Raw genomic sequence first — 14,227 nt, 5'->3', positions numbered from 1 at the left:
TGAGCTGTGGGTAGGGGTGAAAGGCTAATCAAACTGAGAAATAGCTCGTACTCCCCGAAATGTTTTTAGGAACAGCCTCGAGGTCGAGTCTATGAGAGGTAGAGCTACCGATTGGACTAGGGGGAGTCACATCCTACCAAATCCAGACGAACTCCGAATGCTCATAGATATACTCGGGAGTGAGGGCTGGGGTGCTAAGGTCCCAGTCCGAGAGGGAAAGAACCCGGACCAACAGCTAAGGTCCCCAAATCTACGCTAAGTTGAACTAAGGTGGTCCAGCTGCCGAGACAGCCAGGATGTTGGCTTGGAAGCAGCCATTCATTTAAAGAGTGCGTAACAGCTCACTGGTCGAGCGGCAGGGCATCGATAATAAACGGGCATCAAGCGTGGTACCGAAGCTTTGGATTTGTGCATTTGTGTACAAGTGGTAGGGGAGCATTCCAAACAGCGGCGAAGGGGAACTGTAAGGTTTTCTGGAGCGTTTGGAAAAGCAAATGTAGGCATAAGTAACGATAATGCGGGCGAGAAACCCGCACACCGATAGACTAAGGTTTTCCCGGCCATGCTAATCAGCCGGGAGTTAGTCGGGACCTAAGGAGAACCCGAAAGGGGCATTCGATGGACAACTGGTTAATATTCCAGTACCGGCGATATGGAGTGATGGGGAGACGGAGTAGTGAAAGGCCTGCGCACTGACGGAATAGTGCGTTTAAGCAATTAGGTATAGGGCCGGTAGGCAAATCCGCCGGCCTTGCTGAACTGCGAAAGTACTCAGCGGCTTCGGCCAATGAGATAATGGCCCTAACCAGACTTCCAAGAAAATCCTCTAAGCGTTAATCCGTATTGCCGCCCGTACCGTAAACCGACACAGGTAGTCAAGGAGAGAATCCTGAGGTGCTCGAGTGAGTCATGGCTAAGGAACTCGGCAAAATGGCCCTGTAACTTCGGGAGAAGGGGCGCCTACCCAGCAATGGGAGGCCGCAGTGAAAAGGCCCAGGCGACTGTTTAACAAAAACACATGTCTTTGCGAAATCGAAAGATGAAGTATAAGGACTGACACCTGCCCGGTGCCGGAAGGTTAAGGGGGGACGTTAGGGGCGACCCAAAGCGTTGAACTGAAGCCCCGGTAAACGGCGGCCGTAACTATAACGGTCCTAAGGTAGCGAAATTCCTTGTCGGGTAAGTTCCGACCTGCACGAATGGTGTAACGATCTGGGCACTGTCTCAGCCATGAGCTCGGTGAAATTGTAGTAGCGGTGAAGATGCCGCTTACCCGCAACGGGACGGAAAGACCCCATGAACCTTTACTATAGCTTTACATTGACTTTGGGTAAGGGATGTGTAGGATAGGCCGGAGGCTATGAAGCGGTGTCGCCAGGCATCGCGGAGCCGTCCTTGAAATACGGCCCTTTCCTTATCTGGAGTCTAATCCCGATATCTATCGGGAGACATTGTATGGTGGGTAGTTTGACTGGGGTGGTCGCCTCCAAAAGAGTAACGGAGGCTTTCAAAGGTACCCTCAGCACGCTTGGTAACCGTGCGCAGAGTGCAATAGCAAAAGGGTGCTTGACTGTGAGGCCAACAAGCCGATCAGGGTCGAAAGACGGATATAGTGATCCGGTGGTTCCGCATGGAAGGGCCATCGCTCAAAGGATAAAAGGTACTCTGGGGATAACAGGCTGATCTCCCCCAAGAGCTCACATCGACGGGGAGGTTTGGCACCTCGATGTCGGCTCGTCACATCCTGGGGCTGGAGAAGGTCCCAAGGGTTCGGCTGTTCGCCGATTAAAGTGGCACGCGAGCTGGGTTCAGAACGTCGTGAGACAGTTCGGTCCCTATCTGTTGTGGGCGTAAGAAGCTTGAGAGGAGCTGACCTTAGTACGAGAGGACCGGGTTGGACGAACCTCTGGTGTATCTGTTGTGCCGCCAGGTGCATTGCAGAGTAGCTACGTTCGGACGAGATAAGCACTGAAAGCATCTAAGTGCGAAACTCGCCTCAAGATGAGGCTTCTATACAGGGTCGTCAGAGACTATGACGTCGATAGGTTGCAAGTGTAAAGGCAGAAATGTCAAAGCTGAGCAATACTAATTACCCGGAGACTTTCTTTTTTGCGCTGCCAATTTCTATTAGTCTGCTTTTCACATGTTAAAAATATTAGAGCTTCCCCAAATGTAGGGGACGGCCAACAAGGTGACCGCAAGTATAGCGGTACACCGAAAAAAAACTTAATGGTGATCCCGATAGCTATCGGGGTAGCACAGGTGTCCGCCAAAAGGGTGGTAACCTTAAAGATCTTAATGGTGACTATTGCACGGGTGTCCACCTCTTCCCATTCCGAACAGAGAAGTTAAGCCCCGTCGCGCTGATGGTACTGCGGTAAAACGTGGAAGAGTAAGTCGTTGCCAGTTTTGTACAAGCCTTGTCGTGTAAACGGCAAGGCTTTTTTTTATGTATGTAGAGCCGATTTTCAATCGGATCACCTGGTATTTTGCGAAAGTTAAGTAGTAGGCTAAGTGCGAAACTTGCTTTTACTAAGTTTCCCTGGACTTTTTCCTGCAAATCCCTATCTAGGTTCTTCCTCCACACCTCCAAGGTCCACTAAAACCTTGGAGGTGTGGCTTTCATGCCCCTTTACCATTAGAGAGGATACTGTTGTGTCTGCTATGTCCGATAGTTTCAAGTTTGACAATTGTGTTCCGTAGACAGGAAGAATAAATTAACTGTACAAGCTAGTCTAAACCACCAACAGTGGGTTATTCTCACTCCCCCTTAACGTCATCTTGAAAAGTTTTTTTTGAACACTGGCAGTATCTTAAGAGGAGTAAGAGCTGCTCGAAACATTATCAATCAGCAAATAAACCTCTTAAACATACTATATGCGTTTACTAACCTAGTGCCTATTTCTGTTCTTTTATTCTTTAGCCAAACAAGGTGCTTCCAGAATAGCGGTGTGTTGGTTGTCCCTGTTGTATTAATATTATCCTACATGTATTATTCCTTTTGCCGTACGAGATTCGAAATGTGGGAGGGTAAGGTGTTCTGTTTAACAAATTTGACTGGGTGGTATCGCAAACAAACAAAACCTGCAACAGTACCTCTGCTAGCATTTTCAATACCACGCTGCGTTTATATTATTCGCTGACGCTAACTTAGTAGGGTTGTTTCAATATTTCTGCTTTACATGTATGTATATAAACTTTATAAATTGTACAAAATATAACAAGCTGACCTGAATACGATTACGGAGAAGGAGTTTGGGACAGTTGTTTTTGGAGTTAAATCATTAGCTGCACTACTTGATAGTGTGGACGTGCAGTTTTTTTGTGTCTTATCAAGAGTTTAAGCATCTATAGGTATATCGATTGTGGTTGTACTAAAATACCTTTTGTTTAACGTTTTATGTTTTAATTCTTTCTTATTTTTGTAGCTTCACTAGCTTATATAGGCTTCATTATTATTGGGATGATTGATTATAAAACAACACATCGGGTACCATTTATTTTCTTTGTTTTCTTTTTGATGGGTTTAGCGGCATACGCTGTTATTCTGGTTTTTCATCCAGTAATGTATGACAGGATCTCACTTGAGGATAGTTTTGTAGAAAACCTTACTGCCTTGTCTTTATTTGGATGTGGCCTTTTGTTGCTTTTTGGTGGGGCGAAGTCATCTAAAAGTCAAGTAAGGAAAATAGCTTTGATTGTTATGGGAGTTGTTTTTTTATGGGCTGCAGGTGAAGAGATTAGTTGGGGGCAACGTATTTTTGATTGGGAAACCGCTGAGTCCTGGAAAGAAATTAATGATCAGGATGAAACAAATATCCATAATATTAATAAATCCTTTTTTGATAGGTTGGTAGATAGAGGTACAATTGCTTTTGTCTTTGTTACTGCTGTTCTTTTGTCTTTTGGCTACAGGGACTTCTTTGGTATACCCGTCCCTTCTTATTTTATAATTTTGGCCTTTGCAATTACTCCATTTTACCATCAGTATAGGACAAGTGGCTTTGATTACTTTTATTTGACTTACATTCCTTTAGGTATATTGCTTTTGAGAAGTGTTTTAGTAAAAGAACTAAAACTGGCAATGAGTACGGTCATTACTTTGGTTGTTGTGTTTCTTATAGGTGTGTTACATACTACTTTTAGTGAAAATTTCCCAAGCCACAACAATAGTGCACATGAAATCAGAGAATTTCTATTTTCTTTATGTTGTTTAGCCTATGGTTGGGAAATTTATTCCTATAAAGCTGATAAAGACCATTGCTATATTAATGAAAAAGCTGGCCCTATGTGGAATACTGTGGGTAATTGAATTTCAATTTAGAGGAAATAAAGTAAATCATGTTGATAAAATTTGTAATATTCCGATATCCACGAGCTCTTCTTTTAGCTAGTTGTATTTTGCTGTTAATCCCTTCCATGACACCATTGGCAATCTGGGACTCGACATAATTGGTAATTCCTTGCCAGTGGGACTTTATTGTGTTTACAAACTTCTTGAAGGCATACAAGCCTTCCTCTTCAACAAGGTCACACCAGTAAGCCAAGAAAGCAGAGCCCTCTTCTTTTGTTTTAAACTCCCAAAAGCTCTGAAATAAGGTCTTTAACCGATAAGCCTTCCCAATAGTTGGTAACAGTTCAATAAGTACCTGCCGGTCCTGCTTCTGTTTAGCGCTAAGTTTGTGTGTGGACTTTAATAGCGTGTATTTGTGTCCTTTAAGTATTGAGTGTTCTCGGACTTCTCGCTTACGTACATCGTCCATAGCTTCATTAAGCAGTTTGACTACATGAAATTTATCAAATGTTACCGAGGTGTTAGGAAAATGTTCGAGCATGCCTGCGATAAAACCTGTAGACATATCAATGCATGCGTCGGTAATTGACAGATGTTCAACACCCTTTGCTTTTAAATGGTCTTTAATTCTTCCGATAGTGTGCCGATCCTTGCCTGGAGTAACATGAATCACACGGCGAGTAGCCAAATCTGCTGCTACGGTCACATAATCATGTCCTTTTCTTACAGAAGTCTCATCAATACCCAATTGGGTCACCGAGCTTTGATCATCTGCCCGATAGGCAATTTGTATCCAGTAGTTAAATATATTCCATATGCGCTGTGGGTACTCATTCACTAAATCAGCTGCTTTGTTCACGGGCATCTCTCGCTCAATCAAAGCCATGCTAAAAGCCTCAAACAACAAAGTAAAACCACTTCCTTTTCTAGCCCACGGCACTTCCACGGTTTTTACCTTTCCATCCGTTGTTTTGATTCGAGGGACTTTGCAATGAAGATAACATTCATGTTCAAAAAAATTGAGGTGACGCCAAGTCCTATATTGAGTATCATGAACTTTACTTTCTGGTTCAAATACGAAACCACGCTCAAAGCTAATGGTTATATGAAGTTCTTGTTTACCATTGGATGCTTCCTGAAACCTAACATCGGTTACCGACCAAGGCTTTGTTAACTGCAAAGCCAATTGAAATATTTCGATACTGTTCATTTTGTAAAAATAACTACATTATATCACCTTTCCACAGTAAATCATATAGACCCAAAAAGCTTCTATGAATGTATTGCAGGCAAATTGAATTTTAGGAAAAAACTTGATCATTCTATAGAAAGGAAGTTATATCTTACAAAAAACATTAAGAAACGTTCTGGGGAAGTTGAAATTTCCCTACTACGCATTGGGAAGTCTGTGTAGTAATGGCTAATGTCTATTTGGCTATACAAATTGGTTAATCCAAAAACATATCTAGCGCCAACTTCGATTTTTTCATTTAGCATACTGCTAACACCAGCTACTAGTGAGAAGTTGTAAAGGTTTTGTTCGTTGATATTTAAATTTGTTGTAAGTAAATGACTTAATTGAATACCTCCTTCAAAGGATAGGTTTTCAACAAATTTATACTTCAGTAAAACAGGAATGTCAATGTATAATAAACTGTTTCTTGTATAAGTATTATACATATCACTGGCAAACCTGTACCCTCTGTAAGATATCAGTAGTTCAGGTTGAATAGAAAACTTATCATTGAGCGACTTTTCAATTTGTACACCGGACAAAAAACCTGGCACCCCTTTAATATCTAGATACCTCCCTAGGTCTCCTCTCGCGGTCGAAAAAGATCCTCCTGCCACTATTCCTATTTGCATATTTTGCCCATAGTTTATATGATGAATGAATAAAATAAGAAATAGAACTTGTAAAGTAAGCCTAGTTTTCATATTTGATTGATTTATAAATAGAAAGACAGGATGTTGTTTTTTAGCATTTAATGAATACATAAAAATACCTCAAATTTATAATGAATTCTATATATTGAGGGTTAAAATTATATGTTGTATAATTAAACAAGGTAGTAATGTGCCCTGATTTTGTAATAAGGAAGTTGATGAAGTCTATAAAAAAGAAAGGAAAAAAAGTAGCGAGGGGGGGAATTGAACCCCCGACCTCAGGGTTATGAATCCTGCGCTCTAACCACCTGAGCTACCTCGCCGTTGAATTAGGTGTGCAAAGGTAGCTGTAATTTTGAATAAAGCAAATTTTTTTAAAGAATAATTAGATTTGAACCGTATTTTTTTTCATATTGACTAAAATTTAAACATATAGAATAGATGGATAAGAATAAGTTTGTAATTGAGTTTGAGTTGAATGCATCACAAAAAATGCTTTACCCTTATATTAATACAGCCCAAGGCTTAGCTGAGTGGTTTGCTGACAAGGTAGATTTTGAGGAAGATAAGATTTTTTATTTCGAGTGGGACGGTGCTAGGCACAAAGCAAAAAAAGTATCCCAAAAAATGAATCAGCTGGTAAAGTTTGAGTTTCCCGATACAAAAAACGAAGACGGTAAAGATGCTGCATATCTTGAGTTTCAACTTGATACCAATGAATTGACACAAACCTCTTTTTTGAAAATAATTGATTATTCGGAATTTGAGGATAGTAAAGATATGGAGGAGCTCTGGAATAATCTTATACAGAATTTAAAAGATAAGGTTGGAGGTTAGCTACTTTAAGCTTTCAAAAGCATTTTTTGCTCTTTCAGTTGCTTGTTTATGGTCAATGATAGGGGTAGGGTATTTGCCTGTTTCATATTCTGGTACCCATTTTTTAATGTAATCAAATTTTGGGTCGAAGCGTTTTTGTTGGAGTGTTGGATTAAAAATTCTTATAAAGGGTTGCGCATCGGCTCCAGTGCCAGCTACCCATTGCCAGTTTCCAACATTTGCGGCTAAATCAAAGTCAAGGAGTTTATTGGCAAAATACCTTTCTCCTAATGTCCAATTGAGCAGCAGGTGTTTTGTGAGAAAACTTGCAACTACCATGCGTACCCGGTTATGCATGAAGCCGGTTTCGTTGAGCTGCCGCATTCCCGCATCTACAAGAGGGTAACCGGTGGTTCCTTCGCACCATCTTTCAAATTCAGCGTCACTGTATCGCCATGGCAGGTTGTTTAAGTTTGGGTTAAATGCTTCATGTTCTGATTTAGGGAAATGATAGAGAAGTTGCATATAGAATTCTCGCCATATAAGCTCATTTAACCATGTGTCATTTAGTTTAGCCGCTTTTTTGACCATAGCCCTTGTGCTGGCAGTTCCAAAGCGTAGATGTACTCCTATTTGTGTTGTTGGGAGACTTGGATTGTCTCTGGTTTCATCATAGTGTCTGATGATTTTATTGTCTGGTTGACTAGGGGGAAAAGTCATTGATGAACGCACAAACCCGAAATGGGATAGGGAAGGAAGGTTCTGCTCGTGTCTCTTTAGGTTATGAAGGAAAGCTTCTGAGGGGTATGCTTGGGGGCTTTTGTCTGAAAATTGTTTTTTCCATTGATTCTTGTAAGCTGTAAATACTTTGTATGGGCTGCCTGATTGGGTTAAAACTTCTTCTTTTTCAAATATTACCTGATCTTTATGCAGGTTTAAGGTGGCTCCTTTTTCTTTAAGCAGTAGAGAGATCTGTTTGTCTCTGTTTACTGCATATGGCTCATAGTCGCTGTTTGCATATACTTTTTCAATTTGGTATTGATCCAATAGTTTGGAGAATACATTTTCAGGAGTGCCGTGTTCTACTAGCAAAGAACTTTTATGTTTTAAAACTTCATTGTGTATGTTGGAGAGCGCGTCGTAAATGAAGGTAATACGAGGATCGTTTTTATCTAGGTTGGCCACGATATTAGTGTCGAAGATAAAAAGTAGTAAAACAGGATTGTTGCCTTTCAAAGCTTTGAGCAGCCCGTGATTATCTTTAACTCTTAAATCCCGCCTAAGCCAAAAGATGTTTATTTTCATATTTTTTTGCTGAGTCTCTCTGTACACAACAAGCCTATTGATATAGAGTTATTTTTTTCTCTTACGTTTCTGTGGGACTTTGCTCTCCTCATTCTCCCTCTCGTCATCATCATCATCATCATCTTCTTCTTCCTCTTCTTCGTTATTGCCCTCTTCTTCTTCCTCTTTCTTTACAGGAATATAGTCAAGCTCTAATGAGTTGTTCTGTTTGCTGTCTTGCCTTTCTTCAGATGAACTTCCTTCATCAGGAGATTCAAGTTTTTCTTCCTTTTCTTGGGCTTTTTCTAATCTATGTTGGAATTCGTTCAGTTTTTCTAAGAACTCCGTTTCTGAATCTTTTGATACATTTTTACTCCGCCTCTTTCTGTTCATTAATAAATCATTGAGGTTGTCAAAGCTTTGAGTATGAAGGACACTAGCACCAGCAGTGGTCACATGGGTGTTGGTCAAAGAGGTGAGTAGCTGGTTAGTGTTGTTTCGATTGTACATTTTCAAACGAAACTTACCATCTTCACTGATCAGGTACTCTATTGTCCATTCGCCAGCAATGTTAGAAATATTGTTTATGGCGTGTTCTGTTTCAGGCTGCTGTTGGTTAACATTGCCATCTCTACTAATTCTCAATCTTCCGTCCAGCATTGTATAGGACATTCTTAACTGAAAAGTATTAAGCTCGTCTAAGCTCATACTGTTCAAGTCTAGGTCAATTTGCAAGTTTTCATCAACTTGGGAAATCCATGCGCTTAATTGGTGCATAAGTAGCTCGCTTAAATTCCCCTCGCCATAAGATGGCCGGCCTGTAAAGCTGTTTTTGGGTGAGAAGTTCCTTAACATAAGCAAGCTGAATACCTGCCTGTTTAACTCATTTTCATTAGCTTGTATCTCAGATTCAAATGCAGTTACATCTTGGGCGAGGTTGTTTGGGTAGCCACTTATTTTTATATCGAGACCAATGTCAGGAGCTTCCAGATTCCCTGTAACATCTAGTATAGTTTTTACTGGATATTTTCTGGCACCTTCTGTTTTTGCTGTTTCCTCGTCTAGGTTAACCAGAATGTTCCGTAAGGAGACATATTGATCATAGCTGGCCGTTATGTCTAAAATTCCACCATAAGGATCCCCTGTCCAGGTTATGGAGCTTCCTGGGTGTATGGTAAACTCTTTGTTTATTAATCCTGCAAGGGTGAAATTATATGCTCCCTTGGTAATACGATAGTTGCCATACAAGTGAAAGTCTCCTCTTGTATCTATGTCCATTTTTATATTTCCTTCACCATTGCCTCTGATGATATCTCCTGCACGCTTGTCAAATATAATTTCCATGTACGCATCAGGTGTCACATCGAGGTTGAAATCGAGTCTAATTCCTGAAAGGTCAACTTCTTTAGACGTGCTATCCTGTGCTTCTTCTTTATCTTTTTTACTTTTGAAACTTATAAACTCTTGCTTTTCATAACTACTTGTATGATGGAGAGGAATATGTATTCTGGAACCTTTGTTAGTCGTGGCGTTGGCATTTATTTCCAAGTCGTCAAATGTGCCTAGCATTTCCAAGTTTCCTGTCATAAAAGCCGTACCGTAAAACATGTCGTTTTGGTCTTCATTGAGATTGAAAACTTGAAACTGGTTGAGGCTTGATTTTAGGTTAACCACAAAGTTGTTAAAGTTGTCATGAAATAAGCCGCCATCCAGATAAGAGATATTGTCTTTTTCGTCTTTTAGCTTCAGGCTTTTAAAGCCTATAAGGTTGTCATCAAAATAAATGAAATCATCAAAAAAGTATGTGGTACCCAAATAATCTACTTTGAATTGCCCTTGGTGCACATCTGCTTTTCCATTGTATTTCATGCTGCTCAGTGGCCCTGTAATCTTGAATGTGCCAGTTACTTTACCCGAAATATCAGAGGCAAAGCCTTTTAATATAGGGTTTAACAGTTGCAAGTCTGTGTTGTTCAGGTATGCTGTTAGGTTGGCCTCGTGCTCTTCTTCTCCTTTGCCTTCTTTAATATAGCCTTTAAGGTTTACGACTGTTTTGGCAACCCGTTCTACATCAATGTCCAGTGAGAGGTGCCCTTTTTTCTGATCATAAGCTGTAAATCCTGAAACGTTGCCTATGCTTATGTTTTCCAATACCAAATCCTTGATATAAGTATTGCTGTTTATATTAAGGTTGCTGAAGATATCTTTGAAAACTACTTTACCATCTAAAACGCCTTTTATATTAAAGCCTTCTATAAGCGGGTTAACTGTTTCAAGTTGGAAGTTTCCTACAGTCAAAGTTGCGCTTTTCTGAGCATCGCGATCAGAGAATGTGCCATTTAAAGATAGGGCTTGTAAACCATTAAATATGCTGAAGTTGTTAAAGGTGATATCTTTGTTGTTATAAAGAATTTCTGTATGGTCGGAAATAGTCCATGTTTTCTCCAATAGGGTAAAAGAGGAGTTTTCCATTGTCAAAGACATGGTGTTGTCTTTTTCCAATGAGAGATTCCCATTTAGTAAAATATTGTTGTTGCTGTTCTCTTGGTATATCCTGTTAAAGAACTTTATGTTTCTGTTGTCCCATATTCCTTCAAGCTGTAGGTCCCGGGTCTTCGGAGCTTTTGCAAATTGCTGGTTCTTGCTGTTTAAGTAGAAAATGCCTAGTACGGCAGAGCTATCTGCTACTTTTGATGTAGAGAGGTCCAGGTAAGCATTGTAGAGCTCATTTTCTTTGTAGTGAATTGTATCAAACTCAGTATGGAGGTTGAGTATAGATGTTTGACCAGAAGTAAAATGTCCGTTGATTTTCAAGTTCTTGCTTAAATGTAAGCCTGGTACATAAATAGAAAATAAGGCATTGAGCCTTTTTATGTTTACGTCAAAATTAAGCGAGTATTCAGATAGCGATGTTGTATCTTTGGTTTTGTAATACTCAGATATTGCTTTTTGGTCATTTTGAAGGTCAAGTAGGTACTCTTTGTATAGCGTTTCGACATCAGACATTAGTCTGGTAAACTCGAAATTACCTTTTGCTTGAACTGTTAATAGGTCTGAAAAAACATTTAAAGAACGCCCTTCATCACTTTTGAGGCTTTGTGCATATAAGTAATCAATGAAAACCTCTTTGTTTTCCAGGTATAGGAGGTATGTATCCGTAAATTGGATACTGCCGATTAAATCATCTAGGTTGAGACCTTTGAAGTTAAGGTCAAGGTTGGTTTTTACTAAAGTTTCTACTTTGCTTAACCCTAATGGTTTTAAGTTGGCTTTGTCAAATGCTGCTTTAATATTTACAATATCATTGTTGTCTCGCAAGTCTACTTTTCCTGTTGCATTAAAAACAAGGTTCGTATCCTTAACAGAAATGTCACCATTAAATAAACGATTGGTTAAAGTGGCTTTGGTCGTAATGTTTTTGTAGTTATAATTATATAGGTCTATTTTGGATATTTGGGCATTTACGTCTACCTCAGCATCTGTCAAAGCAAAGCCTTTCCCTTTGATTTCTCCCTCCATATCTATTTTGCCTGTGTGAGGCGTTTCCAGCAATTCTCCTAAATTGAAGTCTTCTGTTTGAATTTTGCCACTATAGGTAGTCAATTGGTCGGGTTTGTCGGGAAACTTTAAATTGATGTCTGATATTACCCGTCCCAGATCCGAGTCAAAATTCCCGCTTGCGACAAAATCATAAGGGAAACCTACAAATTCGCCGTCCCCGGAAATATTGCCGAATTTTGTGAGTACATGGAATGTCTTTTTATCAAAGTATTGACGTAAGTCGCTTGTTTCTATATTAGACTTTTTGAATTTGAAATCAATAAAGGTTTCGTCTGTATCAGGCAGACCATCAAAGCTTCCTCTACCTCTAATGATGCTATTATTGCCAAATGCCAAATCAAGATCTTTGACCGTAAACCTGTTTACCCTACCGTTGAAGTTTCCTGAAACTATAGCGTTTTCTTTGTAATGCTCCAGGAGAGGAATGAAATTCGCCAAGTCATCCAGCGATATCTTGCTATTTCCTGCATGTGCCGTAATGTCGATTAGCTCGTTAAAGTCTGCCAGGTCTAGAATATCATCATATTCAAATAGCAGGTAGTCTTTTAAGTGGCTTTTGCCTATTTTGGCATCGAGGGCAGCAAACTCCATTTTGGATTTGGTGATAAGATAGTCTGACTTGAGGTTGTGAATTCTCATTTTAGACTGTGTCTCAAAACCTTTGAGCGAGTTAACTTTTATTGCAAATGTGTCTTGGTGTACTTTTAAATTATTGATATCCCCATAGATGCTGTCAATGGTGAAGTGATTATAGTCAAAACCTACTTTGTCAAGGATCTTCCTTTGGTCAAAATAAGTAAACTGCATATTTTCCAGTTTGACACGGTCAACTATAAAAGGGATGGTGTTTTCCGGATCTTGGACTTCGCCCCCTAGTTGCCTTATAGATTCAAGAAATTCAGTAATATTTACTTCTCCTTCAGGAGCGAAGCGAATAACCTTCACCGAGCCGTTTTTAAGTGTAACCTCTTGCAGACGGAAGTCCAAGTTTGCCAAAGTTCCTAGTTCAAAGTCTATAAGTGCTTCTTCGGCAAAAATCATTTGATTTAAAAAGCGATCTTCTACGCTTAGGCCTTTGATTTTGATTTGATCAAACCAAGAAATGTCTACCGAATTGATATTGACAGGGTGGCCTAATTCTTTTGATAAATAGTTTGTTACTTTTTTTACCGCTTTGGTTTGAACGGCCGGAAATTGTATGGCAATGATTGCTGAAACCAACAGAAAAAATAGGAAAAGTAGTATTATTAAGGTTGTTTTGAAGAAACCTTTTAAGAATTTTACCAAAAAGTGTTTAATTTGGGTCAAATTGAATTCCTATGGATTTAACAATCTTGGCTATAGAGTCGTCTTGCGATGAAACCTCTGTTGCTATAATTAAAAACGGCAATATTCTTGCCAATGTTGTGGCTACCCAGTCCATACATGAAAAATATGGGGGTATTGTCCCTGAGCTTGCCTCAAGGGCGCATCAACAAAATATAGTCCCTGCTGTAGCAGAGGCTCTGAACAAAGCAAATATAACAAAATTTATGTTAAATGCCGTAGCATTTACCAAAGGTCCTGGACTTTTAGGTAGCTTGCTGGTAGGTGTTTCTTTCGCTAAATCATTTGCTTTGGGGCTTGGATTGCCGCTAATCGAAGTAAATCATATGGAAGCCCATATCCTTGCACATTTCATAGAAGACCCTAAGCCCTCTTTCCCTTTTTTGTGCTTAACGGTAAGTGGGGGACATACACAAATTGTTAGGGTCGATGACCATTTGTCAATGACTGTACTAGGTGAAACGCAGGACGATGCAGTGGGCGAAGCTTTTGATAAATCGGCTAAACTTTTAGGATTACCCTATCCCGGAGGGCCTTTAATTGATAAATATGCCAAAGAAGGAAACCCTAAAGCTTTTCCTTTTCCAGATGTTGATATGCCTGGTTTGACATATTCATTCTCCGGGATTAAAACCGCTATCCTTTATTTTTTAAGGGATAAACAGAAAGAAAACCCTGACTTTATAGCTCAGAACTTGCCTGACATTTGTGCCAGTATCCAATTTACTTTAATTCGGATTTTGCTAAAGAAACTTGTAAAAGCGTCTAAAGAAACTGGCATTACAAACATTGCTATTGCTGGAGGTGTCTCTGCTAATTCTGGTTTGCGTAAAGCATTAGAGGAGGAAGCTGCTAAAAGAGGGTGGGATATATTCATACCACGCTTTGAATATTGCACAGACAATGCTGCTATGATTGCTATGGCTGCACATTTTAAATACCAAAAGAAACTTTTTACTGATCAAGAGGTTTGTCCTGAGCCACGAATGAAGATTTGAGCATGTGGTTAATTTATGACTCCATTTCAGAGCCTTAGGATTTTGTAATTCTGAGGCTTTT

The 14,227-nt window shown here is 39.8% G+C and carries 7 protein-coding genes, 1 tRNA gene and 2 rRNA genes (1 of these 10 running past the window's edge); 5 read left to right on the top strand and 5 right to left on the bottom strand.

Annotated elements, in window-relative coordinates:
- From RCC89_16995 to RCC89_16985, 3 genes are all read left to right on the top strand, one after another.
- A 23S ribosomal RNA gene (locus tag RCC89_16995) occupies positions 1–2,109 on the top strand (it extends 793 nt beyond the left edge of the window).
- 188 nt (positions 2,110–2,297) lie between these two features.
- Positions 2,298–2,409, top strand: a 5S ribosomal RNA gene (rrf, locus tag RCC89_16990).
- A gap of 1,054 nt (positions 2,410–3,463) precedes the next feature.
- Positions 3,464–4,312, top strand: a complete 849-nt coding sequence (locus RCC89_16985) for a hypothetical protein (protein WMJ74850.1) — start codon at positions 3,464–3,466, stop codon at positions 4,310–4,312.
- On the opposite strand, the gene RCC89_16980 is transcribed toward RCC89_16985, so the two are convergent.
- The 3 genes from RCC89_16980 to RCC89_16970 all read right to left on the bottom strand — a co-directional run bounded on the left by RCC89_16980 (position 4,287) and on the right by RCC89_16970 (position 6,504).
- Positions 4,287–5,504 carry an ISL3 family transposase gene (locus RCC89_16980; protein WMJ74849.1) on the bottom strand — a complete coding sequence of 406 codons (1,218 nt, stop codon included), beginning with the start codon at positions 5,502–5,504 and terminating at the stop codon, positions 4,287–4,289. The two genes, RCC89_16985 and RCC89_16980, sit on opposite strands and share 26 nt — an antisense overlap.
- A 107-nt stretch (positions 5,505–5,611) precedes the next feature.
- Entirely contained in the window at positions 5,612–6,160 is a 549-nt protein-coding gene (locus tag RCC89_16975; GenBank protein ID WMJ74848.1) for a porin family protein, read from the bottom strand.
- Positions 6,161–6,430: 270 nt separating this feature from the next.
- Positions 6,431–6,504, bottom strand: a tRNA-Met gene (locus tag RCC89_16970).
- A 118-nt stretch (positions 6,505–6,622) separates the two neighbouring features.
- Between RCC89_16970 and RCC89_16965 the strand changes: the two genes are divergently transcribed.
- Entirely contained in the window at positions 6,623–7,018 is a 396-nt protein-coding gene (locus tag RCC89_16965) for an START-like domain-containing protein (protein ID WMJ74847.1), read from the top strand.
- On the opposite strand, the gene RCC89_16960 is transcribed toward RCC89_16965, so the two are convergent.
- Together RCC89_16960 and RCC89_16955 are read right to left on the bottom strand one after the other, a co-directional pair.
- On the bottom strand, positions 7,019–8,302 hold the full coding sequence (locus RCC89_16960; GenBank protein ID WMJ74846.1) for a deoxyribodipyrimidine photo-lyase: 1,284 nt from the start codon (positions 8,300–8,302) through the stop codon (positions 7,019–7,021). It lies immediately after the preceding gene.
- Between the two features lie 48 nt (positions 8,303–8,350).
- A complete protein-coding gene (locus tag RCC89_16955) occupies positions 8,351–13,129 on the bottom strand; it encodes a translocation/assembly module TamB domain-containing protein (protein WMJ74845.1) in 4,779 nt (1,592 codons plus the stop codon).
- A gap of 32 nt (positions 13,130–13,161) precedes the next feature.
- On the opposite strand from RCC89_16955, the gene tsaD reads away from it, so the two are divergent.
- Positions 13,162–14,166, top strand: a complete 1,005-nt coding sequence (gene tsaD / locus RCC89_16950; protein ID WMJ74844.1) for a tRNA (adenosine(37)-N6)-threonylcarbamoyltransferase complex transferase subunit TsaD — start codon at positions 13,162–13,164, stop codon at positions 14,164–14,166.
- Positions 14,167–14,227: the final 61 nt, after the last annotated feature.

The organism is Cytophagaceae bacterium ABcell3, from assembly GCA_030913385.1.
In the GTDB taxonomy this organism is placed as follows: Bacteria; Bacteroidota; Bacteroidia; order Cytophagales; family Cytophagaceae; genus ABcell3.
Note: the sequence above shows the minus strand (reverse complement) of the source record. Positions and strands in the feature narration are given on the sequence as shown.

Coding starts and splice junctions, on each gene's coding strand:
- RCC89_16960 (WMJ74846.1), bottom strand. CDS start 8,302: ATGAAAATAAACATCTTTTGGCTTAGGCGGGATTTAAGAGTTAAAGAT.
- RCC89_16985 (WMJ74850.1), top strand. CDS start 3,464: ATGATTGATTATAAAACAACACATCGGGTACCATTTATTTTCTTTGTT.
- tsaD (WMJ74844.1), top strand. CDS start 13,162: ATGGATTTAACAATCTTGGCTATAGAGTCGTCTTGCGATGAAACCTCT.
- RCC89_16975 (WMJ74848.1), bottom strand. CDS start 6,160: ATGCAAATAGGAATAGTGGCAGGAGGATCTTTTTCGACCGCGAGAGGA.
- RCC89_16965 (WMJ74847.1), top strand. CDS start 6,623: ATGGATAAGAATAAGTTTGTAATTGAGTTTGAGTTGAATGCATCACAA.
- RCC89_16980 (WMJ74849.1), bottom strand. CDS start 5,504: ATGAACAGTATCGAAATATTTCAATTGGCTTTGCAGTTAACAAAGCCT.